Source organism: Herbidospora sp. NBRC 101105 (assembly GCF_030269205.1).
Taxonomy (GTDB): Bacteria; Actinomycetota; Actinomycetes; order Streptosporangiales; family Streptosporangiaceae; genus Herbidospora; species Herbidospora solisilvae.
In genome coordinates this window covers 1,953,159-1,979,323 of record NZ_BSSX01000001.1, presented here as the reverse complement: position 1 = coordinate 1,979,323, position 26,165 = coordinate 1,953,159, and the positions used below count along the sequence as shown (strand labels likewise).

Genomic DNA, 26,165 nt, shown 5'->3' with positions numbered 1-26,165 from the left:
CGCGCATCCCCACACGCTCACCGGGTGGGGGTCAGCGCCTCCTCGTCGTACACCTCAAGCCGGCGTTCGTGCTTGGGGGCGCGGCGGAAGCGTTCCTTGGTCCTCTCCACCATGACGTACAGCGTCGGGACCAGGACGAGCGTCAGCAGCGTCGAGGAGACCAGGCCGCCGATGACGACGATCGCCAGCGCCTGGGAGATGAACCCGCCCGAGCCGGTCAGGCCGACCGCCATCGGGGTGAGGGCGCCGATGGTGGCCAGCGCCGTCATCAGGATCGGCCGCACCCGGCGGCGACCGCCCTCCATGACGGCCTCGGTGACGCCCATGCCCTGCTCGCGGTACTGGTTGATCAGGTCGATCAGCACGATCGCGTTGGTGACGACGATGCCGATCAGCATCAGCATGCCGATCAGCGCCGGCACGCCCAGCGCCGTGTCGGTGATCAGCAGCAGGCCGATCGCGCCGGTCGCGGCGAACGGGATCGACACCAGCAGGATCAGCGGCTGCACGAAGCTGGAGAACGTCGCCACCATGATCATGAAGACGATCGCGATGGCCAGCACCATCGCCAGCCCCAGGTCGGCGAACGCGTCGGCCTGGTCGGCCGAGGCGCCGCCCACGACGGCGGTGACCCCGGCGGGCAGCGTCAGCGCGTCGAGCCTGGTGGTGACCTCGGCGGTGACCGCGCCCAGGTTGGAGGCGTCGGCGTCACCCGAGACCGTCGCGGTGCGCTCACCGTCGAAGCGGCTGATCTGCGTCGGGCCGCCCTCCTTGACGACCTCGGCGACCTGCGACAGCTTCACCATGCCGGTCGCGGTCGGCAGCTCCAGATCCCTGACCGCCTCCAGGCTCTCGGGCGCGTCGCCCGTGCGCAGGACGATGTCGGCGGCCCGGCCGTCGATGTCGATCGACCCCACCGGCGCGCCGCGGAAGGCCGTGGCGACCTGCTGGCCGATCCCGGCCTCGGTCAGGCCACGCGCGGCGGCCTCCTCCCGGTCGACGTGGACCTCGATCCGCTCGCCGCTGTCGGCCAGGTTGGAGGTGACGTCCCGCAGGCCCGGCACCCCGGCCAGCGCCTGGATGACCGTCGCCGACGCGGCGCGCAGCTGGTCGACGTCGGGGCCCTGCAGCCGCACCTGGAACTGGTTGGACGACAGCCCGCCGCCTCCCCCGCCGCCGCCGACGGTGATCTCGCCCACGCCCGCGCCGAGCGCCGTCAGCTTCGCCCGCAGGCCGTCCTGCAGCGCCGTCGCGTCGACGTCCTCATCCAGCGTCACCGAGAACGAGGCCCGGTCGGCGCTGCCGCCCGCCCCGCCCATGAACTGGTTGCCGCCGCCGACGTTCACCTGGTAGGAGGCGACACCAGGTTCGGCGGCGATGACGTCCTCGACCTTGCGGGCGGCCGCGTCGGTCACCTCCAGGTTCGTGCCGACCGGCATCTTCTGGGTGACGTTGACGGTGTTCATGCCGGCCGAGTCGAGGAAGTTGGTCTTCAGGTTCATCCCCAGTGCCGCCGTCCCGGCGAAGACCACCAGGCCGATCGCCAGGGTGATCCAGCGGCGCTGGGTCGCGAACCGCAGCACCGGCAGATAGGCGCGCTGCAGCGGCGAACGCAGCTCCTTGGCCTCGGCCTCCTCCCGCACCCGGCGCGCCTCCTCCGGCGACAGCGCAGGCGCCTTCAGGAACCAGTAGGCCAGCACCGGGATCACCGTCAGCGACACCAGCAGCGAGGCCAGCAGCGCCACCGTCACCGTCACCGCGAACGGGGAGAACAGCTGGCCCACCATGCCGCCGACGAACGCGATCGGCGCGAACACCGCCACCGTCGTCAGCGTCGAGGCCGTCACCGCGCCCGCCACCTCGCGGACCGCGCTCAGGATCGCCTGCCGCTTCGGCTCGCCGTAGCCGAGATGACGTTTGATGTTCTCCAAGACCACGATCGAGTCGTCGACCACCCGCCCGACCGCGATCGTCATCGCGCCCAGCGTCAGGATGTTCAGCGAGTAGTCCCCCACCCACAACGCGATCAGCGCGATCACCACCGACAGCGGGATCGACACCGCCGTCACCAGCGTCGAGCGGATCGACAACAGGAACACCAGAATGATGATCACGGCGAACGCCAGGCCCAGCAGGCCCTCGGTCGTCAAGTCGTGGATCGACCGCTCCACATAGGGCGCCTGGTCGAACACCACCGTCAGCGCCGCGCCCGACCCCAGCGCCGCGGTCAGCTCCGGCATCGCGTCCTGGACGTCATGGGAGATCGCCACCGCGTTCCCATCGGGCTTCATCGTGATCGACACGCCCAGGCTCGGCTTGCCGTTGGTCCGGGTCAGCGTCACCGCCGTGTCGTCGACCACCTCGATGTCGGCCAGCGACCCCAGCGTCACCGGCTTGGGCGGCGCCGGCGGCCGCACCGCGGCGACCGGACGGCCCGGCACCTGCGGCTGCTGCGCCTGCGGCTGAGCGGCCGGCGCGGCCGGCGGGGTCAGGTAGAGGTTCTTCAGGTCCTCCACCGTCGCGACCCGGTCACCGATCTGGACGGTCAGGTTCCGGCCGTCCTCAGTGACCGACCCGGCCGGGATGGCCACGCCGTTGGCGCGCAGCAGCTCGGGGATCGCCGCCGGCGACAACCCCTTCTTCGCCATCTCGGCGACGTCGGGCGTGATCGTCACCTGCTTGCCGCGGGCGCCGGTGATCTGCACCTCCCGCACTCCGTCGATCCCCTGCAGCGACGGCACCACCGTCTGCTCCAGCCGGTCGAGCGTCGTCGCCTCGTCGCCGCCGGAGGCGGCCAGCACCACGACCGGGATGTCGTCGGTGCTGCCCGCGATCACCTGCGGGTCGACCGTGGCGGGCAGCGTCGCCTCGATCCGGGAGATCGACTGCTCCATCTGGCCGATGGCCTCGTCGATGTCGGTGCCGAACTCGAACGCCACCTGGATGGAGGCCAAGCCCTCACTCGACGTCGAGGAGATCTGCGTCACCCCGGCGATGCCCTGGAAGCTGTTCTCGATAGGCTTGGTGACCTGGTCTTCGACGATGTCGGGCGCCGCGCCGGCGTACCGCGCCACCACGAACGCCCCCGGGAACTCCAGCGACGGGAACAGCTGCTGTTTCAACGAGGGGATGGCGTAGGCGCCGAGAGCGCTGGCCACCACCGCAATCATGATCACCAGACTGCGGTTGGCGAGGCTCAGCCTGGCCAGGAAGGTCATGCGCGAAGGCTCCTTGACAGAAGGTGGGCCGGAAGATTAGTGCGGCTCACCCTAACACTTCGCGTCGTACGAATATTTAATGTCACGTGGCGTTCCTGATAACCTTCTCAGGTTTGCGACCGCCCACCGAAGGCAAACGTGAGAAACCACGACACCACCGACGGCGCACCACCCGCCGATGAACGCGCCCAGCTCATCGACTGGATCGCCGACACCCAGCGCCTCCTCGGGCGCTTCTTCGCCCGCGACCGCTCCCTGCCCCTGCTCGCCACCACCCTCACCATGCAGCAGCTCAAGGTCATCGTCGCGCTGTCGTTCCAGGAATCGGCCTCCGGCCAGGAACTCGCCCGCGAACTCGGCATCGGCCTGGGCACCCTCACCGGCATCGTCGACCGCCTCGTCGCCCACGGCCTGGTCTCCCGCCGCGAAGACCCCGCCGACCGCCGCGTCCGCCGCCTCACCCTCACCACTGAAGGCCGCACCCTCACCGACGAGATGCTCGACGCCGGCACCGCCAACTGGCGCCAGCTCCTCACCCGCCTCGACACCGCCACCCTCCGCGACATGCGCCGCGTCATGCAACGGATCAGCGACGTCATGACCGAAGAACTCGGATCATCCGACGATAGAATGAGCGGTCATGAACAATGCGGCCGCCCCCTACCTCACTGACCTGTTCGGCCTCCACGGCCGCACCGCCCTCATCACCGGCGGAAGCAGCGGCATCGGCTACGCCATCGCCCGCGCCCTCGGCGGCGCCGGCGCCCACATCACCATCGCCGCCCGCCGCCAGACCCACCTCGACCAGGCCCTCACCCGCCTGCACGCCCACGGCGTCACCGCCACCGCCGTCCAAGCCGACATGGGCGACCCCGACGACCTCACCCGCCTGTGCGAGGCCGTCCCCGACACCGACATCCTCGTCACCAGCGCCGCCAACAACATCCGCCGCCCCATGGGCGAACTCACCCCCGGCGACTACGAACAGACCATCGCCGTCAACCTCACCGCCCCCTACCGCCTCGGCCAGCACCACGCCCCCCGCATGGCCTGCCGCGGCTGGGGCCGCATCATCAACATCGGCTCCCAGCAGACCCACCGCGCCTTCGGCAACAGCGGCGCCTACGGCGTCGCCAAAGCCGCCATCGGCGGCCTGTCCCGCTCCCAGGCCGAAGCCTGGAGCCCCCACGGCGTCACCGCCAACACCATCCTCCCCGGCTTCGTCCTCACCCCCCTCACCGAAGCCGCCCAGGCCATCCCCGGCCGCGTCGAGGCCCTCGCCGCCCGCCACGCCATCGGCCGCAACGGCCTCCCCGACGACTACGCCGGCATCGCCGTCTTCCTCGCCTCCGACGCCGCCGCCTTCGTCACCGGCCAGAACATCTGCGTCGACGGCGGCTTCTCCATCACCTGACCCACGACCACCCCGCGCCCACCGGCCCGGCCGGTCAGGCCCGCTTCTCGAAAGCGGCCAGGCCCGCCTTCACGGAACCCGCACACCCCCGCAAAGAAACCCGGCCCACCGGCGATCGAACCCAGGCCGCCGGGCGAACGGAACCCGCCCACCCTCGGCGCATCGTCCCGGCCCCCCGTCAGGCCACCCCATCCCCGTGACCCGCCGAACCGGAACACGGCCGGTCCGCGCCGCCGGCGGCGCGGACCGGACACGGCCCTCGGCGCCGGCCAGGCGGAGCCGTAACGGAAGAAGAAAGACCCGTACCCATCGGCCGCCCGCAGGAGGGGAAGAACACGGGCGGCCGATGGGGCACTAGCGGCGGCGGACCACACTCACCCCACGGCCCGGCGCCCAGCTCTCGATCACCAGCATCGCGTCTTCGACCCGCGTGATCACCGCACCCTCGATCTCCACCCGGAACAGGTGCGACTCCCCCGGCTCCCCGCCCACCACCGACTTCACCACCAGCGGATCGGTCACCTCCACCGCGCGCCCCGACAGCTTCGCCTCACCCGGCCAGGTGCCCGACCCCTCCTCCCCCGGATCGGCCGTCGGGCCGTGGAGCGCCATGCGGCCGTCACGCAGCAGATCGGCCGCCTTCACCGCCTTGGTCATCGACCCCAGCCACAATTCCCCCTGCGTGAACTGCGTCTCGGTGCCGCTGATCCGCGGCGAGCCGTCGCGGCGCAGTGTCGCCATGGTCTTGTGCTTGCCCGCGTCGAACAGCCGCAGAAAGCGTGCTGCGAACTCCGGGGCGTCGTTCTCGATCTCCTGCCACGTGGCCATGCCCGCCATAGTGCACCCCGCCACCGACAAAATCGGCTCACCCGTCGTCGATAGGTTGTGGATTGGGGGTGGGTGGACGCCAATAACCCACCGGCTTTACAAAGTAAGGAGCAGACATGGAGACGCGCGCACTCGGACAACTCACCACTTCCGCGCTCGGGCTCGGCTGCATGGGCATGAGCGACTTCTACGGCCCCGGCGACGACGCCGAATCCCTCGCCACCATCCACCGCGCCCTCGACCTCGGCGTCACCCTCCTCGACACCGCCGACGCCTACGGCCCCTTCACCAACGAGAAGCTCGTCGGCCGCGCCGTGCGGGACCGCCGCGACCAGGTCGTCATCGCCACCAAGTTCGGCATCCAGCGCGCCGACGACGGCACCCGCCTGGGCGTCAACGGCCACCCCGACTACGTGCGCGCCTGCGCCGACGCCTCCCTGGCCCGCCTCGGCGTCGACCACATCGACCTCTACTACCAGCACCGCGTCGACCCCCGCGTGCCCGTCGAGGACACCTGGGGCGCCATGAAGGAACTCGTCGACGCCGGGAAGGTCCGCTTCCTGGGCATCTCCGAGGCCGCGCCCGAGACCGTGCGGCGGGCCCACGCCGTCCACCCGGTCACCGCCGGGCAGTACGAATACTCGCTGTTCACCCGCGACATCGAGGCCGACCTGCTGCCGACGCTGCGCGAACTGGGCATCGGCCTGGTCCCCTACAGCCCTCTGGGCCGTGGCCTGCTCACCGGCGCCGTCGACCTCGGCGACCTGCGCGAAGACGACTTCCGCCGCACCAACCCGCGCTGGGAGGACGCCAACCTCAAGGCCAACATGGCCCTGGTCGGCGAGGTCGCCGCCGTCGCCCGCGCCCACGACGCCACCGCCGCCCAGGTCGCCCTGGCATGGGTGCTGGCCCAGGGCGACGACGTCGTGCCCATCCCCGGCACCCGCCGCGCCGCCCGCGTCGAGGAGAACCTCGCCGCCACCGGCCTCACCCTGTCGGGGGACGAGCTGGCCATCCTGGGCGACCTGGCCGACCAGGTCGCCGGCGACCGCTACAACGCGGCCGGCATGTCAACGCTCAACCACTGAGTCAACCACTGAGTCGACCACTGAGGTCGCCCAGCCGGTCGAGCAGCAGGCGCGTCACCTCGCCGGGCCGCTCGATCGACGGCAGGTGACCCGCCCAGGCGAGCTCCACCAGCTCCGCCGAGGCCAGCCCGGCCGCGATCGTGCGGGCGGTGTCCTGGAAGTAGGGCAGGTCATGGACACCGGACACCACGACCGCCGGCGCGGTGATCGCCGCCAGGTCGATCGGCAGATGCCCGGCCGTGGGCTCGGGATCGGCGGCCAGCTGCAGCTCGAAGGCGGTGCGCTGCATCTCCGCCACCCAGATCCGCTCGGCCTCCCCCGCCTCGGGGCCCAGCCACGTGTCGACGTTCAGCCGCACGGCCCCCTCGACGTCGTCCGCCTCGATGAACGCGTCCTCGGCCTGGCCGAACGCGCGCAGCTCCGGCGTCGGCGGCAGGCCCATCCCGGCGGCCAGCAGCACCAGCCGCCCCACCAGATCGGGGCGCGCGGTGGCCACCTCCAGCGCCACCCGGCCGCCGTGCGAGGCGCCGACCACGGCGGCCTCGCGCACGCCCAGCCCGTCGAGCACGTCGGCCACGTCACCGGCGTCGGTGTAGGGCTCCTGGGCCGCCCACGGGCTGCGGCCGAAGCCGCGGAAGTCCAGCCGCACCACGCGGAAGCGCGCGGCCAGCTCCACCCATAGCGGGTCCCACATGCGCGCGTCGGCGGCACTCGAATGCAGCAGCACGACAGGAGCGCCGGAACCGGCCTCCTCGAACCAGACACCCACCAGAGGTCGGCCTTTCTGAAGAGGGCGCTCCGGCCCCCGTGGCAGAGCGCCCGGCCCATCGTCGCCACCCGGTCGGGCCCGGAGCAAACCATTTACCATCGGTGCGAGGCTTTTTGCGGGCAAAGGTTTGATCGCAACAACCCAGCAGCTTTACAAAGTAAGTCTAGCGGTACATCTCCGCCATGCCGAGCGCGGCCTCGGCCATCATCGCGCGCAGGTCCGGCGGCCCGAGCACCTCGATCAGCGCCCCCATGCGCAGCAGCGTCCAGCGGGCCCCGTTGAGCCCCTCGACGGGGATCTCCAGCACCGTCCACCCCGGCCGTTCGGGGTCGGGTTCGGCCAGGGCCAGCGCGGGGGCGGCCCGCTCCTCCCCGATCGTGTATGCCAGCAGCCCCTCTCCCCCGGGCGCGAGCCGGATGCGGGCCGTCCCGGTGTACAGGCGGGTGGCGAACTCGGCGGAGAACTTCTCCCAGAACGCCGGCAGGTCGAAGTCGGCCCGTTCGAAGCGACCCGGCAGCTCGGTCACCGATAGGATGCGGGCCACCCGGTAGGTCCGCATCGAGCCCTCGCACTCGGCCGCCAGGTACCAGGACCCGCCCTTGAGCACCAGTCCGTAGGGCAGCACGTCCCGGGACACGTCGGCCGGCCCCCACCGCCGGTAGGCCAGCCGCAGCGGACGCTGCTCCCACACCGCCGAGGCGACCTCGGCCAGGAACGGCGCGGCGTCGGCCCCCCGGTGCCAGCCGGGCACGTCCAGCAGGAACCGCTCGCGCATCCGGGCCGCCTGCGAGCGGGGGCCGGGCGGCAGCGCGGCCAGCAGCTTGAGCTCGGCGGCGGCCGCGACCTCGGCCAGCCCGAGTTCGGCGGCCGGGCCGGGGAGCCCGGCCAGGAACAACGACGACGCCTCGGCCTCGGTCAGGCCGTTCAGGCGGGTGCGGTAGCCGTCGAGGAGCTGGTAGCCGCCGGCGGGGCCGCGGTCGGCGTAGACGGGCACCCCGGCCGAGGACAGCGCGTCGATGTCGCGGTAGACGGTGCGGATCGACACCTCAAGCTCGGCGGACAACTCCGCCGCCGTCATCCGCCCCCGGGTCTGCAGGAGCAGCAGCAGGGAGAGCAACCGGCCGGCACGCATGGCGTCCAGTCTGTCCCATATTGCCGATCGAACATATCTCGTGTTCAAATGAACACATGGAAAGTGCCGAAAGGCTCAACGCGATCATGGGCACGCTGCGGTCGGCCGACAGCGTCACCGTGGCCGACCTGGCCGTCCACTACGGCGTGTCCGAGATGACCATCCGCCGCGACCTCGACGAACTCGCCCAGCAGGGCGTCGTGCGCCGGGTCAGGGGCGGGGCGCTCAGCCTGCTGCTGCGCGGCGAGGAACCGCCCTACGGGGCCCGCGAACTGGAGGCGGTCGACGCCAAGAAGCGCATCGCCCAGGCCGTGGCCGCGTTGCTGGCCGACGGGGAGGCCGTCGTCCTGGACGGCGGCTCGACCCTGCTGGAGGTGGCGCGGGCGGTGCACGACCGCCGGCTGACCGTGCTGCCGCTGGCCCTGCGGTGCGCCAACGAACTGGCCACCGCGCCGCGGGTGAAACTCGTCATGCCCGGCGGGGAGGTGCGGCCGGTCGAGCTCAACTTCGTCGGCCCGCTCGCCGAGGCGTCGCTGCGGGCGCTGCGGTTCGACACCGCCGTCATCGGGTGCTGCGGATTGTCGGCCAAGCACGGCGTCACCGCCCACGACCTGGAGGACGTCGCGGTCAAGCAGGCCGCCATCGCCTCGGCCCGGCGCGTCATCGTGGCCTGCGACTCCGGCAAGTTCACCCGCACCGCCTTCGGCGCCGTCTGCTCCTTCACCGGGCTCGACGTCGTCGTCACCGACACCGGCGTCCCGCCGGGCGAACACGACGCCCTCACCGGAGCGGGCGTCACCGTCATCACCGCCTGAGAGGGCAAACCCCCACATGTTGTTGCGCGCCCGCGTGGCCGTCTACGGGCTGTTCCTGATCTCCGGGGTCGCCCTGGGCACCTGGACCTCCCGCATCCCCGCCATCAAATCCGACCTTCACCTCAGCGAGGGCGAACTGAGCCTGGCCCTGCTGGGCATCGCGGCCGGCGCCATCGCCGGCATGCAGGCCGTCGGCCGCCTGGTCGACCGCTACGGCTCCCGCCGCGTCATGATCCCCGTCGCGCTGCTGCAGGGCCCCGTGCTGGTGCTGCCCGCCTTCGCGCCGGGCCTGATCGGGCTGGCCGCGGCGCTGCTGGCCTTCGGCGTCGTGCACGGCGTGCTGGACGTGTCGATGAACGCCAACGCGGTCATCGTCGAACGCCACTACCGCCGCCCGATCATGTCCTCCTTCCACGCCGTCTTCTCCGTCGGAGGGTTCCTCGGGGCCTCCACCGGCGGGTTGTTCGCGCACGCGGGGGCCGGTGTGGCCGCGACGTTCGCGACGGTCGGCGCCCTCATCCTGGTCGTCTCGGTCGTCTGCGCGCGCATGGCGCTGCCCGACGAGCTGGACCTGTCGCGCGCCCCGGCGCAGCAGGCGCCCGGCAAGACCGGCAACGCGATGGCCGGATGGGTGCTGTTCCTGGGCGTGCTGGCCTTCTGCTGCCTGGTCGGCGAGGGGTCGATGGCCGACTGGAGCTCGGTCTACCTGGTGGAGGACCTGCTGTCGGACGAGAGCGTCGGCGCGGCCGGGTATGCCGCCTTCTCGATCATGATGACGATCGGCCGGTTCGCCGGCGACCGGCTCGCGGCCTGGCTCGGCCCGGTCGTGCTGGTGCGCTGCTGCGGCGCGCTGGCCGGGACCGGCCTGCTGGCCGCGCTGCTGATCGGCCACCCGGTGGCGGGCATCGCCGGGTTCGGCCTGTTCGGGGCGGGGCTGTCGTGCATCATCCCGCAGGTGTTCTCCGCCGCCGGGCACCGCGACCCGGCCACCAGCGGCCGGGCGCTGGCCCGCGTCGCCAGCCTCGGGTACGCCGGCCTGCTCGCCGGCCCGGTCCTCATCGGCGGCCTGGCCGAGTTCACCGGCCTGCCGTTCGCCCTTGGGGTGCCCGCGGTGATGGCCCTGTTCGTGGCGCTGGCCGCGGGAGCGCTCCGGCCCGTCGCTACAGCAGATCCCAGCCCAGCCGCAGCACCAGCGCCGACACCACAGTCAGCAGAACGGCCCTGACGAAGCCGGCGCCCCGCTTGAGCGCCATCCGCGCGCCGAGCTGGGCGCCGGCGATGTTGGCCACGCCCATCGCCAGCCCCAGCGCCCACACCACGTGCCCCTGGGCGGCGAACACCGCGATGGCGCCCACGTTGGTGCCCATGTTGATGATCTTCGCGGTGCCGGAGGCGCGGACGAAGTCCATCCCGACGAGCGAGGTGAACGCGATGATCAGGAAGGTGCCGGTGCCCGGCCCGATCAGCCCGTCGTAGAAGGCGATCACCCCGCCCGCCGCCAGCAGCGCCGCCGCGAGCCGGCCCCGGGTCCGCAGCGCGGGGTCGGCGACCTCGCCGAAGGAGGGCCGCCAGGCCACGAACGCCGCCACCCCGACCAGCACCACGATGATCAGCGGCTTGAGCACCGCCGCGTCCAGCAGCCCCGCCAGCAGCGCCCCGCCGGCCGAGCTCAGCACCGCCGCCACCCCGGCCGGGACGGCGATCCGGTCGACGCCGGTCCGGCGGGCGTAGGTGTAGGCGGCGCTGGCCGTGCCGAGCACCGAGGCGCTCTTGTTGGTGGCCAGGGCCTCGACCGGGGTGAGCCCGGCCAGCAGCAGCGCGGGCAGCTGCAGCAGCCCGCCGCCGCCCACCACGGCGTCGACCCAACCGGCCGCCATCGCGGCCACCAGCAGCAGTGCGATATGTCCCCAGGTCACGGGCGAGAACTATAGCCCCGCGTTGGCGATGATCTCCGCGCTGGGCAGGGCGGTCGACTGCGCGGCGGTCAGCCCCGTCGCCGCCAGGTGCGCCTCCACGATGCGGCGGCCGACCGGATATCCGGCCATGGCGGGCAGCCCGACGGGGGTGCCGCCGAACCGCGCCGCGGCCGCGTCGCCGTGGACGTAGGCGGAGAAGTTGTGCATCCCGGTCAGCGACAGGTTCTTCACGATCGTCGTGTACGCCCCCTCGAACTCCCCCTCGGCCAGCGGGCCGGCCCAGTAGCCGGGGGTCCCGCCCAGTTCGGCCACGAACGCGTCGGCCAGGCCCTCGGAGACGATCTGCTCGCCGAGCTGCACGGTCGGCGGGTCCCAGGTCACGTTGGCGTAGCGCACGTTGTGGTGGAACTCGTGCACCGCGCAGTCCACGATCCCGGCCACGCTCTCCTCGGTCGGCCACACGGTGAGGTGGATCCAGCCGGGGATGCCGCCCATGCCGAAGTAGCCGTGGCTGGTCTCGGTCAGGTAGGCGTCGTCGGGGTCGCCGAGCACCAGCAGCACGTTCACGGTGTCGGCGACCCTGATGCCGGGCACCGCGGCGGCCTGGTGGTCCCAGGCGCGGCGCAGGGCGGCCTCGATCCGGGCGGGCACGCCGTCGAGCCGGTCGAGCGCCGGCAGGTAGCGGTCGTCGTCGCGGTCGGTGCGGAACCCCGACCCCCGGTGGTGGAAGTCGGCCAGGTCCCCGGTGGTCAGCCACGGCATCGCGGCGGCCATCGGCCGCAGCAGCTCCCGCAGGCCCTCGGCCCGGCCGGGCAGCGGGGTGGCGAAGATCTCGCGCATCCGCGTGAGGGTGTCGATCACGTTGAGTCTCATGCGGCCGACCCTAGAGACTCCCGTTACGTGAGGCTCAACGCATTAAAACGACCTGGCGGACGGCCTGGCCGCTCCTCAGCCGGTCGAAGCCCTCGTTCACCTGGTCGAGCCTCAGCCGGCCCGACAGCAGGCGGTCGACCGGGAGCACGCCGGAGGTGTACATGCCGATGAAGCGGGGCACGTCGCGGCGCGGCACGCACGACCCCAGGTAGCTGCCGCGCAGCGTCTTCTCCTCGGCGACCAGCGACAGGGCGGGGATGGTGAGCCCGGCGCCGGGGGCGGGCAGGCCCACGGTGACGGTGACGCCGCCGGGGGCGGTGGCCGCGTAGGCCTGCGCCAGGACCGGCGCGACGCCGGTGGTGTCGACGACCTTCACCGCTCCCCCGCCGGTCAGGTCCCGGACGTGCTCGACGGCGTGCTCCCCTCCCGGGACGGCGTGCGTGGCCCCCAGCGCCAGGGCCAGGTCGCGTTTGCCCTCCACCACGTCGACGGCGATCAGGGTGCCCGCCCCGGCCGCCTTCGCCGCCAGCAGCGCCGACAGGCCGACCCCGCCGAGCCCGAACACCGCCACGCTGTCACGCGGCCCGATCCCGGCGGCGTGCAGCGCGGCCCCCGCGCCGGTCAGCACAGCGCAGCCGAACAGCGCCGCCACCTCGAACGGCAGACCGGCGGGCACCTTCACCGCCGAGCGGGCCGACACCACGGCGTACTCGGAGAAGGCCGACACCCCCAGGTGGTGGAACACCTCGCCGAGCCGCCGGCCGCCGCCCAGGAGGGAACCGGCCCGGTTGGCCGCCGCGCCCGGCACGCACAGCGCGGGCCGCCCGGACACGCACGGCGGGCAGGCGCCGCAGGCCGGGACGAAGGTGAGCACCACGTGGTCGCCGGCCGCGAACTCCGGCGACCGCGACGCGGCGACGACCCCGGCCGCCTCGTGCCCGAGCGCCATCGGCAGCGGCCTGGGCCGCGACCCGTCGATCACCGACAGGTCGGAGTGGCACAACCCCGCCGCCTCGATCCGGACCAGCAGCTCCCCCTCGCCCGGCGGGTCGAGGGTCAGCTCCCGGACGTCCAGGGGCCGGCCCGTCTGCGCCAGCACGGCCGAACGGACCTTCACGCGACCACCAGCCTCTCCATCGCCGCCCGCATCCGGCCCTCGATCGGCGCGGGCCGGCGGGTGCGGCGGTCGACGAACACGTGGGTGAACTCCCCTTCGGCCAGCGCCCGATCGCCCTCGAACAGGCCCAGCTCGTAGCGGACCGAGGAGGTGCCGAGCCTGCCGACGCGCAGCCCGACGCGGATGACCGCCGGGTAGGCGGCCTCGGCGGTGTAGGTGCAGCGCGACTCGACGCAGAGCCCGATGGAGGGGCCGGTCATCGGGTCGAGGCCCGCCTCGGAGATCAGCCAGCGGTTGATCACCGAGTCCATCAGCTCGTAGTGGACGACGTTGTTCAGGTGGCCGTAGACGTCGTTGTCCCGCCAGCGGGTCGGCATCTCGTCCCAGTGCGCGTAGGCCATCTACAACCCCAGGTCCCGGCCGATGATCTCGCGCATGATCTCGTTCGACCCGGCCCAGATGCGGGTCACCCGCGCGTCGGCCCACGCCCGCGCGACCCGGTGTTCCCGCATGTAGCCGTACCCGCCGAACAGCTGCACGCACGCGTCCAGGACCCGCCACTGCACCTCCGAGGACCACAACTTGGCCTTGGCCGCCTCGACGGCGCTCAGCTCGCGGGCGGCGTGGGCGGCGACGCACTGGTCGACGTAGGCGCGGGTCACCTCCAGTTCGGTGACCAGGCCGGCGAGGGTGAACTTGTTGTACTGGAACGACCCGACCGGCTGCCCGAACGCCCGGCGTTCCCGCACGTAGGCGAGCGTCTCGGCCAGCGCCGACCAGGCGTGCGCGAGGTTGGCGACGGCCGCGCCGAGCCGTTCCTGCGGCAGGCGTTCCATCATCGCGACGAACCCGCCGTCGACCGGCCCGATGACGTTGGCGGCCGGGACGCGGACGTCGCGGAAGAACAACTCGGCGGTGTCGGCCTCGGGCTGGCCCATCTTGTCGAGCTTGCGGCCCCGCTCGAAGCCGGGCATGCCGGCCTCGACGCCGAACAGCGTGATGCCCTTCTTCCCGGGGCCGGTGCGGGCCGCGACGACCACCAGCCCGGCCTGGACGCCGTTGGTGATGAACGTCTTGGACCCGTTGAGCACCCAGTCGTCGCCGTCGCGTACGGCGGTGGTGGTCAGGGCCGCCAGGTCGGAGCCGCCGCCGGGCTCGGTCATGCCGATGGCGGTGACCAGCTCGCCGGAGCAGAAGCCGGGCAGCCAGCGCCTCTTCTGCTCCTCGGTGGTCAGGTCGACCAGGTAGGGGGCGACGATGTCGAAGTGGATGCCGAACCCGGAGGCCAGCGCCATCCCGTGGGCGGCCAGCTCCTCGTGCAGCACCGCGTTGAAGCGGTAGTCGCCGGCCGCGCCGCCGCCGTACTCCTCGGGGATCTCCAGCCCGAGCAGGCCCAGGCGGCCGGCCGCGCGCCACACCGGCGGGCCGATGAGCCGCTCCTCGGCGAACCGGGCGGCGTGGGGTTCGACCTCGCGGGCGACGAACTCCCTGACCGACTCCCGGAACGCCTCGTGGTCCGCCGTGTACACCGTCCGCCGCATGACACCCTCCCGCTAAGCGATCGCTTAGTCAGGGTAGCGCCCGGACCATCCGCAGGGCCAGGTGGGCGTACAGCGCGCCGACGTCCTCGGGGCCGTCGGGGCCGCCGGGGCGGTACCAGCGGGCCACGTCCACGCACATCGACACGATCGCGCGGGCGGTGCCGGCGACGTCGGCCGCCTCGAAGACGCCCGCGGCGACCCCGGCGGCGACCTCGTCGCGGAACAATGCCTCGACGCGGCGGCGCTCCCCCCGGATCCGGGCCCAGTCGGCGGGGGCCAGCGCGCCGAGCTCGTTCTGCACGACCCGGCATCCGCGCTGGTGGGCGGCGTGGAACCGGGCCAGCGTGTAGACCAGGGCGCGGAGGCGGGCGGCCGGCGCATCGGCCTGGGCGGCGGCCGAGGACACGGCCAGATAGGCCGCCTCGTGCACGATCAGCACGATCCGGGCCAGCAGCTCGGCCTTGGAGGGGAAGTGGACGTACATCGCCCCCGGGCTCAGCCCGGCCGCCGCGGCGATGTCGCGCGTCGAGGCGCCGCCGAAGCCGCGCTCGGCGAACAGGTCCACCGCGCCCGCCACCAGGCGGCGCGCGGCCGGGGGCTCGACCGTGTCCCACAACTCCATAAGGAGTAAGCGTACGCTTAGATGGCGTCGCCGGGGTCGTCGGAGCCACCGGGAAGCGGCGTCGGGCTGCCCCCCTCGCTCGGGCCCGGCGAGGGCGAGGGCTGCGTCGGTTCCGACTGCTCGGGCACCGGCGGCGGCGTCGGCACGAACACCGTCGGCGGCAGCGGCTGCGCCGGGATCGCCTCGTCGTCGCCCCGGAACAGGAACAACCACACCATCACCAGGAGCAGCAGCACCAGCACGGCCAGCACGGCCGAGGCCATCGCCACCTGACGCGGCGTCGCCGTCGGCGGCGGGGCCGGAGGAGGCGGCGCGGGCAGCGCCGGATTGCGGTCGCCCAGCCAGTAGGGCACGAAATCGGGGCCGTGCCGGTCGCCGATCAGCATCCCCGACACCATGACCGGTTCGAGGAACTTCTCGGCCCCCGGCCCGCCCGGCACGAACGGCGTCGCCGCCCACGGCGCCTCACCGCCGTCCCACGCCACCACGTACGGCGTGGCCGGGCTCGCCCGCCGCACCCGCGACAGCAGGCCCCGCACCCCCGACCGGGCCGACTCGGCCTCCCTGATGCCGGTCACGAACCGGTCGCGGGCCGCCGCGTCGAGCGCCGCGCCGCGCGTCAGCACCACCACCGACACCGCCCGCCCGTCGGGCGCCTGCCCCAGGTAGACCAGACCCGCCGGAGCCGACTGCAGACGCGCCTGCAGGACGAACGGACCCAGTCGCGGCGGGTCGCCATACTGGAGAGGAGTGGCCACACCCCATCAAAACACAACGAGACACGGACGGCCGAAGACCGGTCGTGGCTCGTGCCGGAACCCGCCCGACGCACCGGGTGTCCCCGGCGATCGCAACGGGCAGGGTGAGACCATGGTCTTTCCCGCCAAGTCACGATTGAATAACACGCATGATGGTTGCTGATGAAGGGCCGGGCACGTCCGTCGTGCCGGCGAACATGCCCGCAGGTGGCGGCGCCTCGACCGACGCCGACATGGGCGCGCTGCGCGACGCCCTGGCCGAGGTGCGGCGGGTCATCGTCGGGCAGGATCACATGGTCGAACGGCTCCTGGTCGCCCTGCTCGCACGCGGCCACTGCCTGCTGGAAGGCGTGCCCGGCGTGGCCAAGACGCTGGCCGCATCCACCCTGGCCACCGTGGTCGGCGGCACGTTCGCGCGCATCCAGTTCACGCCCGACCTGGTTCCCAGCGACATCGTCGGCACCCGCGTCTACCACCCCGGCACCGAACGCTTCGACGTCGAGCTCGGGCCCGTGTTCGTCAACTTCCTGCTCGCCGACGAGATCAACCGCGCCCCGGCGAAGGTGCAGTCGGCGCTGCTGGAGGTCATGGCCGAACGCCAGGTCTCCCTGGCCGGCGTCACCCACCCGCTGCCGCGCCCCTTCGTCGTGCTGGCCACCCAGAACCCGATCGAGTCCGAGGGCGTCTACCCGCTGCCCGAGGTGCAGCGCGACCGGTTCCTGTTCAAGGTCCGCGTCGGCCACCCCACCGCCAACGAGGAGCTGGAGATCCTCCACCGCATGAGCGTCACCCCGCCGACGCCCGACCCGGTCCTCGACGCGCCGCGCCTGCTCGCGCTGCAGAAGTCGGCCGAGGCGGTGTCGGTCCACCAACTGGTCGCCGACTACGTCGTCCGCCTGGTGATGGCCACCCGCGCGCCCGCCGACTACGGGCTGCGCGAACTGGAGGAGACCATCGAGATCGGGGTCAGCCCCCGCGCCACCCTCGGCCTGGTCGCCGCCGGCCGCGCCCTGGCGCTGCTGCGCGGCCGCGACTACCTGCTGCCCGACGACATCCGCGACGTCGCCGTCGACGTCATGTCCCACCGGCTCATGCTCACCTTCGACGCGCTGGCCGACGGCATCGAGCCCGAAGACGTCGTCCGCCAGATCCTCCACTCCGTGCCGCCGCCGCTGGTCGTCTGGAACCAGGGCCAGCGATGAAGGGCGCCGACTCCGCGCTGCGCAAACTGGAGCTGACCGTCGTGCGCAAGCTCGACGGTCTCCTCCAGGGCGGCCACCTGGGCCTGCTGCCCGGCCCCGGCAGCGAGTTCGGCGACACCCGCGTCTACGTCCCCGGCGAGGACGACACCCGGCGGATGGACTGGAACGTCACCGCCCGCACCACCGTGCCGCACGTCCGCGACCTCATCTCCGACCGCGAACTGGAGACCTGGGCGCTGGTCGACCTGACCGCCAGCATGGACTTCGGCACCGCCGACATGGACAAGCGCACCCTGGTCATCCACGCCGTCGGCGCGCTCGGCTTCCTGTCCAGCCGCGTCGGCGACCGCTTCGGCGCCTACGTGCTGCACGGCGAGGAGGTCCACCGCTACCCCGCCCGGCCCGGCCGCGCCAACCTCTTCGGCCTGCTCCAGTCGCTCACCGACGCCCCGAGGTCCACGGGCAGCAGCAGCCTGGGCGGCGCGATCGAGATGCTCGCCGCCGCCCACCGCCGCCGCGGCATGCGCGTGGTCGTCTCCGACTTCCTCGACGACCCCGCCGACTGGGAACGGCCCATCCGCCGCCTGGCCACCCGCCAGCAGGTGCTCGCCATCGAGGTCATCGACCCGCGCGAACTCGAACTGCCCGACGTCGGCCAGATCACCCTGCTCGACCCGGAGACCGGCCGCCACCGCGACATCCACCTCACCCGGCGTGTCCGCGAACGCTACGCCGAGGCCGCCGCCGAGCAGCGCGAGAACAACCGGGCCGCGCTGCGCCGCGCCGGCGCCGAACACCTCGTCCTGCGCACCGACCGCGACTGGATGACCGACATCGCCCAGTTCGTGCTCCGGCAGCGCCGAACCGCCCATCTGATGGCCCGGAGGGCCCGCGCATGATCTTCCTGTCCCCCGCGTGGCTCTGGTTGTTCGCCGCGCTGGCCGCCCTCGCCGTGGTCTACGTGATCATGCAGTACGTCCGGCGCCGCTACGCGGTCCGCTTCACCAACCTGGCCCTGCTGGCCCTGGTCGCGCCCGAGAAGCCCGGCTGGCGCCGCCACCTGACGGCCGGACTGTTCCTGGCCATGATGAGCCTGCTCGTGCTCGGCGCCGCCCGGCCCGCCGACGAGGTGCGGGTGCCGCGCGACCGCGCCACCATCATGATCGCCGTCGACATCTCGCTCTCGATGGAGGCCGCCGACGTCGCCCCGACCCGCATGGTCGCCGCCCGCCAGGCCGCCGAACGCTTCGTCCAGGACCTGCCCGAACGCTTCAACGTCGGCGTCGTCTCCTTCGCCCGCTCGGCCGCCGTGGCCATCCCGCCCACCACCGACCACGCCGCCGTCATCAACACCATCCGCAACCTGACCACCCGGCCCGGCACCGCCATCGGCGAGGCCGTCTTCAACTCCCTCGACGCCATCAGGTCCTTCGACCAGCAGGCCGTCACCGACCCGCCGCCCGCCGCCATCGTGCTGCTGTCCGACGGCGACAACACCAGCGGCCGGTCGGTCAACGAGGCCGTCGAGGCCGCCGCCGGCGGCAAGGTCCCGGTCTCCACCATCGCCTACGGCACCCCCGAGGGCACCGTCGCCATCGACGGCCGCAGCGTCCAGGTGCCGGTCAACAAGCAGACCCTCCAGACGCTCGCCGACGGCACCAACGGCCGCGCCTACACCGCCGAGTCGGGCGACGAACTGCGCGAGGTCTACGCCCAGATCGGCACCAGCCTCGGCTACCGGGTCGTCCACCAGGAGATCACCCAGCGGTTCATCATCGGTGCCGTGATCGCCGGGCTGCTGGTGGCGGGATCGGCGCTGGTGCTCGGCACCCGCATCCCCTGACGCGGGCGCCGAGCCCGGCTCACACCACCGCTCCGGTTCCCGTCCGGCGCCGGCGGGGCGCGGGCGGCTCGGGCGGCGGCTGCTCGCTGACGCGTTCGAACTCGATCGCGAGAGGACCGGCCACCAGCGACGAGGACGCGGTCCCGACCACGATCCCCGTGACGAGCGCGACGGCGAAGTCCCGCAGGGAGTCGCCGCCGAACACCGCCAGGGCCACCAGGATGAACAGCGCCCCCAGCCCGGTGTTGACCGTTCGCGGCACCGTCTGCAGGATCGCCGCGTTCACCACGTCGGGCAGCCGGGCCGCGGGGCTCGCCTGCCACAACTCGCGGACCCGGTCGAAGACCACCACCTTGTCGTTGATGGAGTAGCCGATGACGGTCAGCATGGCCGCCAGGAACACCCCGTCGACCGGCCGCCCCAGCCAGGCGAACAGGCCGGCCACCGCCAGCGCGTCCACGACCAGCGCCAGCACCGACGCCGCCGCGAAGGTCCAGCGGAACCGCACCGACAGGTAGACCAGCTGCGCCGCCAGCGCGACGCCGAGCGCGATCAGCGCGTTGCGGCGCAACTCCTCGCCCAGGCTGGGGCCGACCATCTCGTCGCGCTGCTTGGTCACCTCACCCACCCGCGCCTCCAGGGCCCCTTCGATCGCCGCGACGTCGTCCGGGCCGATCTGACCGGCCCGTACCGACACCTCGGCGCCCGAGGTCTGCACGGTGGCCGACGCGTGCCCCGCCTCGGCCACCGCCTGGCGGGCCACCTCCCCGCTCACCGGCCGGGCGGCGGTGAACTCGACCATCCGGCCGCCGGTGAACTCCACCCCGACGTTCAGCCCGTTCACGACCAGCCCCGCCACGGCCACCCCGGCCAGCAGCGCCGCTCCGGCCAGCCACCGCCGTCCGGCGGCCATGAGCCGGGGATCGCGCCGCACGATCCACGTCCTGACCCGGCCGGGCGAGGCCAGACCCGACCACCGCCCGCCGATCACGCCGGCCAGGGAGTGCGTCAGCACACGGGTGACGAGCATGGCCGAGACGAGCGCGGCGAAGACGCCGATGGCCAGGGTCACGCCGAAGCCGCGCACCGGCCCGGACGCCAGCCAGAACAGCAGACCGGCCGCCAGCAGCGTGGTGACGTTGGAGTCGGCGATCGCGCTCCACGCCCGGGCGAAACCGCGATCCAGCGCCGGCCGCAGGCCCCGGCCCGGCGCCCGTCCGTACTCCTCCCGGGCCCGCTCGAAGACCAGCACGTTGGCGTCCACCGCCATGCCGACCGCCAGGACGAACCCGGCCAGGCCCGGCAGGGTGAGCGTCGCCCCCAGCGCCACCAGCGCCGCGTAGGAGATCAACCCGTACGTCGCCAGCGCGACCGCCGCCATCAACCCCGACAGCCGGTAGACGACGACGATGAACACCGCCGTGAGCAGCACCCCGGCGACCCCCGCCTTGGCGCTCGCCTCGATCGCCTCCGCGCCGAGCGTGGGCCCGACGGTCCGCTGCTCGACCAGCGCCAGCGGGACGGGCAGGGCGCCGCCCTTGATCAGCATGGCCAGGTCACGCGCCTCCTCGGGGGAGAAGGAACCGGTGATCTGCGTCGAGCCGCCCGGGATGCCGGCCCGGCACCCCACGCTCGGATCGACCTGGGGCGAGGAGATGACCTCCTCGTCCAGCACGATGGCCACCCGCCGCCGGGGGTCGCCGGGGTCGTGGCACGCCGCCTCGGCCGTCAGCCGCCGCCAGGCGCCGGCGTCGTGGAAGTCGAGGCCGACGAACCAGCCGGGGCCCTGCGCCGGATCGGTGCGCGCGGCGGCGTCCCGCACGTCGCCGCCGGTGATCGCGGCCGGGCCGACGCTCAGCGGCTGACCCGACTCGTCGGCCAGGACCCGCCCGGAATCCCCGGCCGGTCCGAGCACGGGGTGGAAGGTGAGCTGCGCCGTCCGGCCGATGACCTCGGCGGCCTGGCGGGGGTCGAGCACACCGGGCAGCTCGACGATGATGCGCCGCTCCCCGGAGCGGAGCAGGGTGGGGTCGACCACGCCGAGCGCGTCGGCGCGGCGGCGCAGCACGTCCAGCGCGCGGTCGGCGGCCTCGGCGTCGGCCTTGGCCGCCGGGCCGTCCCGGGTCTCGAACACGAGCTGGGTGCCGCCACGCAGGTCCAGCCCGAGACGTGGCGAAAGGGTGAGCGTGAGCAGCAGAGCGGTGACGACGACGACACACGCCGCCACCGCGCGCCAAAAGGGCGCACGGAACATGAGAAAGCCTCCACGGCGATCGCAGAAGGGGAAAAGGGACCTCAGCGCGTCGTGGAAGGAGGGGCCCGGGCCGGAGCCCGGCCGGCCGCCGGTCGCGGCACGGCGGAGAAGGACGCGGCGACGGCCGCGACCGCCCGCAGGACCGGAACCGGCCACCCGGTGGACGGCAGCACCGCCGGCAGCAGCAGGGGCGCGGCCACAGCCCACCCGGGCCGCAGCCGGGGCGGGGCGGTGTCACGATCGGCGTCCGGAGCCGGATCGCCCCACTGGGCGAGCGGCGCGGAGCCGCCGGGCGCCACGTTCGGGATCGCCACCGGGAGACCAGGGGCCCCGGTCGCCGGGGCCGGCCCCAGCAGGAAGGCCGACAGCAGCAGGAGCAGCGCGACGGGCAGTCTTCCGCGCACGTCTCCTCCTGCCGGCTCGGGGGGTTTGCGCCACCGTACCCCGCTACCGCGACCGGCGCGCTCCCCCGATGCGCTCGGCTATGGTCGGCATCATGGCAGGACCGTGGAGAACACCACGAAGGCCCGTCGCCGGCGTCGCCGCGACGGTCCTGGTCCTGCTGTGCCTGATCGCGTCGTCACTGCTGACGACCGGCGCCTGGAGCACGGTGAACGACGGCTCCGGCCGGGTGTGGAGCCAGAGCGACGCGGGCGCCGACGTGTCGAGCCTGCCGCCGCAGACCGGCGCCGCCCGCGAGCACCACGCGCCGTCGTCGTGGCCGCTACGCGGCGGGTTCCACGACGCGCCCGCCTACCAGCCTCTCGTGACGCCTTCGGCCCCGGACACCGACGAGTTCCGTGATCCGCAGCGCCCGGCCCACCGCACCGCGGGACCGCGCAGCCCGCCCGGCGCATAACCGGACCTTCACCGAGCCCCGTGGCCATAGGAGCCAGGGCTCTTCTTCGGCGCGGCACCCGAGACGCCCCCTACGGGCCGGTGCCGACGCCTCCCTGCGCGCGCAAAGGAACACACGATCATGACCACTCGTCATCCCACCCCGATCAGCAGCGTCCAGATCCAGTCGCTGCGCGAGGAACTGCGGGAACAACTGGAGCAGCGCGGCCGCCACCTCGACGGGCTGCGCAGGCAGCAGCGCGACAGCAGCGGCGCCGACGACACCTGGCAGGAGCTGAGCGTCGCGATCGTCGTCGCCGAACGCGCCGTCGCCGAGTTGTCCCACGCCCTGGAACGGCTGGCGGAGGGCACCTACGGCCGCTGCGCGGACTGCGCGGGCGTCATCCCCTTCGAACGGCTCAAGATCCGGCCGCTGGCCCGCACCTGCATCGACTGCCAGCGGCGGCACGAGGCCGCCTGACCCGGCCGGCCCGGGGGCGGACTGCCCTCGGGCCGGCACCCGTGTCCGCGGAAGCTGGGGTAACGTTCCGGCCCGTGCACTACTTCGACGAGCGGCCGCAGGCCGAGAGCCGGCCCGCCACGGTCACGCTGGTGCTGCCCGACCTGCACCTGCGGCTGGAGACCGACCGGGGCGTGTTCTCCCCCGACCGCGTCGACACCGGCACCAAGATCCTGCTGGAGTCGGTGCCGCCCCCGCCGACCTCGGGCGATCTGCTGGACCTGGGCTGCGGCTACGGGCCGATCGCGCTCACCATGGCGACCCGGTCGCCGCAGGCGACCGTCTGGGCCGTGGACGTCAACCGGCGGTCACTCGACCTCACGGCGCGCAATGCCGCGGCCGCCCGCCTTGACAAAGTAAGGTGCGTGCACGCCGACGAGATGCCGGGCGACGTGCGGTTCGCCGCGATCTGGTCCAACCCGGCCATCCGCATCGGCAAGCCCGCCCTCCACGCCATGCTCACCCGCTGGCTCGACCGGCTCCTCCCCGAGGGGGCCGCCTACCTGGTCGTGCAGAAACACCTCGGCTCCGACTCCCTGCAGAAGTGGCTCACCGAGCAGGGCTGGACCGCCACCCGCCACGCCTCCCGCGCCGCCTACCGCATCCTGAAAGTGACGCCCAACAGATGAGCACCCCGAACCCGCGCCGCCAGCTCCGCCCGACCGACGTCAAGCGGCTCAACCGCACCTGGCGGCGCAACACGGCCGGCCGCCTCGGGATGATCGTCGAATCGGTCACCGGGCCGTTCAACATCGGCTCCATCTTCCGTACGGCCGCCGCCTTCGGCGTCGACGTCATCTGGCTGGCCGGCAACGCCACCCCGCCCACCAACCCCAAGGCGCAGAAGACCGCCCTGGGCACCGACCGGCTGGTCGAGTGGCACGAGCCGGTCCCGGCCGCCCAGGCCGTGCGCGCGGCCAAGGACGACGGGTTCACCGTCGTGGCGATCGAGCTCACCGGCGACGCCCTCCCCCTCCACGAGGCCAAGCTGACCGGCGACGTGTGCCTGGTCGTCGGCAGCGAGGACCACGGCTGCTCCCCCGCCGTCCTGGAGTCGGCCGACGCGGTCGCCTACATCCCGCAGGTGGGCCGCGTCGGCTCCTTCAACGTCTCCGTCGCGGCGGCCATCGCCCTGGCCGAGGCCCGCCGTCAGGAGTGGTCGGCCCTCTAACCGGGACAACCCGCCACGCGGGCAGGTGAGTGGAACAGGGCTCGCACACCGGGCATACTCACGCTCGTGCAGCGACGGTTCGCCTTCCTCGACCATCCCGGGCCGCTGGCCTTCGCCCACCGGGGCGGGGCCGCCGAGGGGCGCGAGAACACGATGGCCGCCTTCGAGAAGGCCGTCGCGATGGGCTACGACTACCTCGAGACCGACGTCCACGCCACCGCCGACGGCGTGCTCGTCGCCTTCCACGACCACACCCTCGACCGGGTCACCGACCGGCGCGGGCGCATCTCCCGGCTGCCCTACCGCGAGGTCGCCAAGGCCCGCATCGGCGGGGTCGACGAGATCCCGCTGCTGGAGGACGTGCTCGGCACCTGGCCTGAGGTGCGGGTCAACATCGACGTGAAGGAGTCGCCGGCGATCGTGCCGCTGGCGCGGGTGCTGCGGCATACCGGCGCCTCCCACCGGGTGTGCCTGACCTCCTTCTCCGACATGCGGCTGGCGCAGGCCCGGCGGGCCTGCGGGCCCGAGGTGTGCTCGGCGATGGGCCCCCGGGCCGTCGCCGCGCTGCGCACCGCCTCGGCGCGCGCCGGCTCCGGGCGGCTGCTGGCGCGGCTGGCCCACTCGGGCGTCCCCTGCGCGCAGGTGCCCGTCGGGTGGCGGGGGCTGCGCGTGGTCACCCCGGCGTTCGTCCGCACCGCCCACTCGATCGGCGTGCAGGTCCACGTGTGGACCGTCGACGACCGGCCGACCATGGAACGCCTGCTCGACCTCGGGGTCGACGGCATCATGACCGACAACATCACCGGGCTGCGCGAGGTGCTCACCGAACGCGGCCAGTGGCCCACTGCCTGAGAGCGAGTAGGAATGGCTTCCCCCCAGGTCATCGACGAGAGCCCGCAGGCCAGAACCCGCGAGCAAAAAGGCTGGTACTGGTACGACTGGGCCAACTCGGCCTTCCCCACCACGGTCATGACCGTGTTCCTCGGGCCCTACCTGACCGAGATCGCCGAGCAGGCCGCCAACGGGGCGCCGTTCGTCGACGTGATCGGGTTCGACGTCCGGCCCTCGGCCTACTACTCCTTCGTGGTCGGCGTCGCGGCGGTCTGCCAGATCGTCGTGATGCTGATCGCCGGCGCCCTGGCCGACCACACCGGGCGCAAGAAAGAGATCATGGGGTTCTTCGCCTACCTGGGGTCGGCGGCCACCCTGCTCATGTGGTTCGTCGCCGACGGGGCGTACCTGCTGGGCGGGGTGTTGTTCATCGTCGGCCAGACCAGCTTCGCGGCGGCCTTCGTGGTCTACAACTCCTTCCTGCCGCAGATCTCCACGCCCGAGGAACGCGACAGCGTGTCGGCCCGCGGCTGGGGGTTCGGCTACCTGGGCGGCGGCCTGCTGCTGGTGGTCAACCTCGGGCTGTTCCTGAACGCCGAGGCGATCGGCATCTCGACCGGCACGGCGGTGCGCCTGGCGCTGGCCTCGGCCGGCCTGTGGTGGGGCGGCTTCACGATCATCCCGCTGCTGCGGCTGCGCAACCGGCGCGGGGAGGCCGCCGCCGACGAGGGGGCCGTCAGGGCCGTGGCGCTCAGCGTCCGCCAGCTCGGGCGCACCATCCGCGACCTGGTCACCCGCTATCCGCTGACGCTGGTGTTCCTGCTGGCGTACATCGCCTACAACGACGGCGTGCAGACGGTCATCAGCTTCTCGGCCACCTACGCCGACCAGGAGCTGCGCCTGGGCGAGACCGAGCGCATCGGCGCGATCCTCATGGTGCAGTTCGTGGCGTTCTTCGGCGCGATCCTGCTGGGCCGGATCGCGGTCCGGATCGGCACCCGCAAGACCGTGCTCTGGTCGCTGGCCGGCTGGTGCGGGGTCGTGGCCGCCGCCTACTTCGTGCCGCCGGAGCGGCCGCTGCTCTTCTTCGCCCTCGGATTCGCCATCGCGATCGTGATGGGGGGAACACAAGCCCTGTCGCGGTCGTTGTTCTCCCACGTGATCCCGAAGGGGCGGGAAGCGGAGTATTACAGCCTCTACGAGATCAGTGACAAGGGTGCGACGCTCATCGGATCCTTCACCCTGGGCCTGGCCCTCCAGCTCACCGACAGTTACCGGTACGGCATCGTCTCGCTGGTGATCTTCTTCGTCATCGGCGGGGTGCTGCTCGCGTCGGTCAACCTGCCGAAGGCGATCAGGGCCGCGGGCAACGACGTGCCAGAACGGATTTGACGGCGAATCGGTTCACGAGCGCCG

General features: G+C 72.8%; 27 protein-coding genes. 14 read left to right on the top strand and 13 right to left on the bottom strand.

From position 1 onward, the window contains the following. Window positions 1-17 precede the first annotated feature (17 nt). Window positions 18-3,218, bottom strand: a complete 3,201-nt coding sequence (locus QSK34_RS08755) for an efflux RND transporter permease subunit (protein ID WP_285581860.1) — start codon at window positions 3,216-3,218, stop codon at window positions 18-20. A 138-nt stretch (window positions 3,219-3,356) separates the two neighbouring features. Here QSK34_RS08755 and QSK34_RS08750 point away from each other — a divergent pair, with 138 nt between their 5' ends. Both QSK34_RS08750 and QSK34_RS08745 read left to right on the top strand, forming a co-directional pair. After that, on the top strand, window positions 3,357-3,890 hold the full coding sequence (locus QSK34_RS08750; protein WP_161477721.1) for a MarR family winged helix-turn-helix transcriptional regulator: 534 nt from the start codon (window positions 3,357-3,359) through the stop codon (window positions 3,888-3,890). Next, entirely contained in the window at window positions 3,859-4,632 is a 774-nt protein-coding gene (locus QSK34_RS08745; protein WP_285581858.1) for an SDR family NAD(P)-dependent oxidoreductase, read from the top strand. Before QSK34_RS08750 ends, QSK34_RS08745 begins: the two co-directional genes overlap by 32 nt. A 354-nt stretch (window positions 4,633-4,986) precedes the next feature. Here QSK34_RS08745 and QSK34_RS08740 read toward each other — a convergent pair whose 3' ends face one another. Further along, window positions 4,987-5,460, bottom strand: coding sequence for a pyridoxamine 5'-phosphate oxidase family protein (locus QSK34_RS08740; RefSeq protein WP_030453777.1), 474 nt, complete (start codon window positions 5,458-5,460; stop codon window positions 4,987-4,989). Window positions 5,461-5,576: 116 nt separating this feature from the next. On the opposite strand from QSK34_RS08740, the gene QSK34_RS08735 reads away from it, so the two are divergent. Then, window positions 5,577-6,548: an aldo/keto reductase gene (locus tag QSK34_RS08735; RefSeq protein WP_285581855.1), complete on the top strand. Its 972-nt coding sequence runs from the start codon at window positions 5,577-5,579 to the stop codon at window positions 6,546-6,548. Window position 6,549: 1 nt separating this feature from the next. Here QSK34_RS08735 and QSK34_RS08730 read toward each other — a convergent pair whose 3' ends face one another. Then, window positions 6,550-7,317, bottom strand: a complete 768-nt coding sequence (locus tag QSK34_RS08730; RefSeq protein ID WP_285581853.1) for an alpha/beta fold hydrolase — start codon at window positions 7,315-7,317, stop codon at window positions 6,550-6,552. Window positions 7,318-7,480: 163 nt separating this feature from the next. After that, complete coding sequence (locus QSK34_RS08725) at window positions 7,481-8,449, bottom strand: helix-turn-helix transcriptional regulator (protein ID WP_285581851.1); 969 nt, start codon at window positions 8,447-8,449, stop codon at window positions 7,481-7,483. Between the two features lie 56 nt (window positions 8,450-8,505). Between QSK34_RS08725 and QSK34_RS08720 the strand changes: the two genes are divergently transcribed. After that, the gene (locus tag QSK34_RS08720) at window positions 8,506-9,264 is read left to right on the top strand and encodes a DeoR/GlpR family DNA-binding transcription regulator (RefSeq protein WP_285581849.1); all 759 of its coding nucleotides are present in this window, start codon (window positions 8,506-8,508) and stop codon (window positions 9,262-9,264) included. A 16-nt stretch (window positions 9,265-9,280) separates the two neighbouring features. Next, entirely contained in the window at window positions 9,281-10,489 is a 1,209-nt protein-coding gene (locus tag QSK34_RS08715) for an MFS transporter (protein ID WP_285581847.1), read from the top strand. On the opposite strand, the gene QSK34_RS08710 is transcribed toward QSK34_RS08715, so the two are convergent. The 7 genes from QSK34_RS08710 to QSK34_RS08680 are packed head-to-tail and all read right to left on the bottom strand — an operon-like array spanning window position 10,425 to window position 16,091. Next, a complete protein-coding gene (locus QSK34_RS08710) occupies window positions 10,425-11,141 on the bottom strand; it encodes a sulfite exporter TauE/SafE family protein (protein WP_161478605.1) in 717 nt (238 codons plus the stop codon). The two genes, QSK34_RS08715 and QSK34_RS08710, sit on opposite strands and share 65 nt — an antisense overlap. 48 nt (window positions 11,142-11,189) lie before the next feature. After that, on the bottom strand, window positions 11,190-12,053 hold the full coding sequence (locus tag QSK34_RS08705; protein WP_285581845.1) for a DUF2268 domain-containing putative Zn-dependent protease: 864 nt from the start codon (window positions 12,051-12,053) through the stop codon (window positions 11,190-11,192). 34 nt (window positions 12,054-12,087) lie between these two features. Further along, window positions 12,088-13,170 carry a zinc-binding dehydrogenase gene (locus QSK34_RS08700; RefSeq protein WP_285581843.1) on the bottom strand — a complete coding sequence of 361 codons (1,083 nt, stop codon included), beginning with the start codon at window positions 13,168-13,170 and terminating at the stop codon, window positions 12,088-12,090. Beyond that, window positions 13,167-13,571, bottom strand: a complete 405-nt coding sequence (locus tag QSK34_RS08695; RefSeq protein WP_285581841.1) for an acyl-CoA thioesterase — start codon at window positions 13,569-13,571, stop codon at window positions 13,167-13,169. Before QSK34_RS08695 ends, QSK34_RS08700 begins: the two co-directional genes overlap by 4 nt. Beyond that, window positions 13,572-14,711: an acyl-CoA dehydrogenase family protein gene (locus QSK34_RS08690; RefSeq protein WP_285581839.1), complete on the bottom strand. Its 1,140-nt coding sequence runs from the start codon at window positions 14,709-14,711 to the stop codon at window positions 13,572-13,574. Between the two features lie 28 nt (window positions 14,712-14,739). Then, complete coding sequence (locus QSK34_RS08685; RefSeq protein ID WP_285581837.1) at window positions 14,740-15,333, bottom strand: TetR/AcrR family transcriptional regulator; 594 nt, start codon at window positions 15,331-15,333, stop codon at window positions 14,740-14,742. 17 nt (window positions 15,334-15,350) lie between these two features. Continuing rightward, on the bottom strand, window positions 15,351-16,091 hold the full coding sequence (locus tag QSK34_RS08680; protein WP_285581835.1) for a hypothetical protein: 741 nt from the start codon (window positions 16,089-16,091) through the stop codon (window positions 15,351-15,353). A 197-nt stretch (window positions 16,092-16,288) separates the two neighbouring features. Between QSK34_RS08680 and QSK34_RS08675 the strand changes: the two genes are divergently transcribed. The 3 genes from QSK34_RS08675 to QSK34_RS08665 are packed head-to-tail and all read left to right on the top strand — an operon-like array spanning window position 16,289 to window position 19,136. Next, window positions 16,289-17,293, top strand: coding sequence for an AAA family ATPase (locus tag QSK34_RS08675; protein WP_235965855.1), 1,005 nt, complete (start codon window positions 16,289-16,291; stop codon window positions 17,291-17,293). After that, the gene (locus tag QSK34_RS08670) at window positions 17,290-18,192 is read left to right on the top strand and encodes a DUF58 domain-containing protein (protein ID WP_285581833.1); all 903 of its coding nucleotides are present in this window, start codon (window positions 17,290-17,292) and stop codon (window positions 18,190-18,192) included. Before QSK34_RS08675 ends, QSK34_RS08670 begins: the two co-directional genes overlap by 4 nt. Further along, a complete protein-coding gene (locus QSK34_RS08665; RefSeq protein WP_161477736.1) occupies window positions 18,189-19,136 on the top strand; it encodes a VWA domain-containing protein in 948 nt (315 codons plus the stop codon). Before QSK34_RS08670 ends, QSK34_RS08665 begins: the two co-directional genes overlap by 4 nt. Before the next feature lie 19 nt (window positions 19,137-19,155). On the opposite strand, the gene secD is transcribed toward QSK34_RS08665, so the two are convergent. Both secD and QSK34_RS08655 read right to left on the bottom strand, forming a co-directional pair. Beyond that, entirely contained in the window at window positions 19,156-21,390 is a 2,235-nt protein-coding gene (secD, locus tag QSK34_RS08660) for a protein translocase subunit SecD (protein ID WP_285581831.1), read from the bottom strand. Window positions 21,391-21,431: 41 nt separating this feature from the next. Then, window positions 21,432-21,794 (bottom strand): hypothetical protein, encoded by a 363-nt coding sequence (locus tag QSK34_RS08655; protein WP_285581829.1) that lies wholly within the window; start codon window positions 21,792-21,794, stop codon window positions 21,432-21,434. A 92-nt stretch (window positions 21,795-21,886) separates the two neighbouring features. Between QSK34_RS08655 and QSK34_RS08650 the strand changes: the two genes are divergently transcribed. The 6 genes from QSK34_RS08650 to QSK34_RS08625 all read left to right on the top strand — a co-directional run bounded on the left by QSK34_RS08650 (window position 21,887) and on the right by QSK34_RS08625 (window position 26,141). Further along, complete coding sequence (locus QSK34_RS08650) at window positions 21,887-22,249, top strand: hypothetical protein (RefSeq protein WP_285581827.1); 363 nt, start codon at window positions 21,887-21,889, stop codon at window positions 22,247-22,249. A gap of 120 nt (window positions 22,250-22,369) precedes the next feature. Continuing rightward, window positions 22,370-22,708, top strand: coding sequence for a TraR/DksA family transcriptional regulator (locus QSK34_RS08645; protein WP_285581825.1), 339 nt, complete (start codon window positions 22,370-22,372; stop codon window positions 22,706-22,708). 74 nt (window positions 22,709-22,782) lie between these two features. Continuing rightward, window positions 22,783-23,376, top strand: coding sequence for a class I SAM-dependent methyltransferase (locus QSK34_RS08640; RefSeq protein WP_285581823.1), 594 nt, complete (start codon window positions 22,783-22,785; stop codon window positions 23,374-23,376). Continuing rightward, window positions 23,373-23,918 (top strand): TrmH family RNA methyltransferase, encoded by a 546-nt coding sequence (locus QSK34_RS08635; RefSeq protein ID WP_161477741.1) that lies wholly within the window; start codon window positions 23,373-23,375, stop codon window positions 23,916-23,918. The genes QSK34_RS08640 and QSK34_RS08635 overlap by 4 nt, the downstream gene beginning before the upstream one ends. Window positions 23,919-23,984: 66 nt before the next feature. Then, window positions 23,985-24,770, top strand: a complete 786-nt coding sequence (locus tag QSK34_RS08630; protein ID WP_285581820.1) for a glycerophosphodiester phosphodiesterase family protein — start codon at window positions 23,985-23,987, stop codon at window positions 24,768-24,770. A 12-nt stretch (window positions 24,771-24,782) separates the two neighbouring features. After that, a complete protein-coding gene (locus QSK34_RS08625) occupies window positions 24,783-26,141 on the top strand; it encodes an MFS transporter (protein WP_285581818.1) in 1,359 nt (452 codons plus the stop codon). The last annotated feature ends 24 nt before the right edge of the window (window positions 26,142-26,165 follow it).

What these genes read in the sequence shown, in the direction of transcription:
- QSK34_RS08740 (WP_030453777.1), bottom strand. Translation starts at nt 5,460, where the DNA reads ATGGCCACGTGGCAGGAGATCGAGAACGACGCCCCGGAGTTCGCAGCA.
- QSK34_RS08755 (WP_285581860.1), bottom strand. Translation starts at nt 3,218, where the DNA reads ATGACCTTCCTGGCCAGGCTGAGCCTCGCCAACCGCAGTCTGGTGATC.
- QSK34_RS08650 (WP_285581827.1), top strand. Translation starts at nt 21,887, where the DNA reads ATGGCAGGACCGTGGAGAACACCACGAAGGCCCGTCGCCGGCGTCGCC.
- QSK34_RS08710 (WP_161478605.1), bottom strand. Translation starts at nt 11,141, where the DNA reads ATGGCGGCCGGTTGGGTCGACGCCGTGGTGGGCGGCGGCGGGCTGCTG.
- QSK34_RS08715 (WP_285581847.1), top strand. Translation starts at nt 9,281, where the DNA reads ATGTTGTTGCGCGCCCGCGTGGCCGTCTACGGGCTGTTCCTGATCTCC.
- QSK34_RS08695 (WP_285581841.1), bottom strand. Translation starts at nt 13,571, where the DNA reads ATGGCCTACGCGCACTGGGACGAGATGCCGACCCGCTGGCGGGACAAC.
- QSK34_RS08685 (WP_285581837.1), bottom strand. Translation starts at nt 15,333, where the DNA reads ATGGAGTTGTGGGACACGGTCGAGCCCCCGGCCGCGCGCCGCCTGGTG.
- QSK34_RS08745 (WP_285581858.1), top strand. Translation starts at nt 3,859, where the DNA reads ATGAACAATGCGGCCGCCCCCTACCTCACTGACCTGTTCGGCCTCCAC.
- QSK34_RS08735 (WP_285581855.1), top strand. Translation starts at nt 5,577, where the DNA reads ATGGAGACGCGCGCACTCGGACAACTCACCACTTCCGCGCTCGGGCTC.
- QSK34_RS08675 (WP_235965855.1), top strand. Translation starts at nt 16,289, where the DNA reads ATGCCCGCAGGTGGCGGCGCCTCGACCGACGCCGACATGGGCGCGCTG.
- QSK34_RS08635 (WP_161477741.1), top strand. Translation starts at nt 23,373, where the DNA reads ATGAGCACCCCGAACCCGCGCCGCCAGCTCCGCCCGACCGACGTCAAG.
- QSK34_RS08720 (WP_285581849.1), top strand. Translation starts at nt 8,506, where the DNA reads ATGGAAAGTGCCGAAAGGCTCAACGCGATCATGGGCACGCTGCGGTCG.
- QSK34_RS08625 (WP_285581818.1), top strand. Translation starts at nt 24,783, where the DNA reads ATGGCTTCCCCCCAGGTCATCGACGAGAGCCCGCAGGCCAGAACCCGC.
- QSK34_RS08705 (WP_285581845.1), bottom strand. Translation starts at nt 12,053, where the DNA reads ATGAGACTCAACGTGATCGACACCCTCACGCGGATGCGCGAGATCTTC.
- QSK34_RS08690 (WP_285581839.1), bottom strand. Translation starts at nt 14,711, where the DNA reads ATGCGGCGGACGGTGTACACGGCGGACCACGAGGCGTTCCGGGAGTCG.
- QSK34_RS08665 (WP_161477736.1), top strand. Translation starts at nt 18,189, where the DNA reads ATGATCTTCCTGTCCCCCGCGTGGCTCTGGTTGTTCGCCGCGCTGGCC.
- QSK34_RS08670 (WP_285581833.1), top strand. Translation starts at nt 17,290, where the DNA reads ATGAAGGGCGCCGACTCCGCGCTGCGCAAACTGGAGCTGACCGTCGTG.
- secD (WP_285581831.1), bottom strand. Translation starts at nt 21,390, where the DNA reads ATGTTCCGTGCGCCCTTTTGGCGCGCGGTGGCGGCGTGTGTCGTCGTC.
- QSK34_RS08645 (WP_285581825.1), top strand. Translation starts at nt 22,370, where the DNA reads ATGACCACTCGTCATCCCACCCCGATCAGCAGCGTCCAGATCCAGTCG.
- QSK34_RS08725 (WP_285581851.1), bottom strand. Translation starts at nt 8,449, where the DNA reads ATGCGTGCCGGCCGGTTGCTCTCCCTGCTGCTGCTCCTGCAGACCCGG.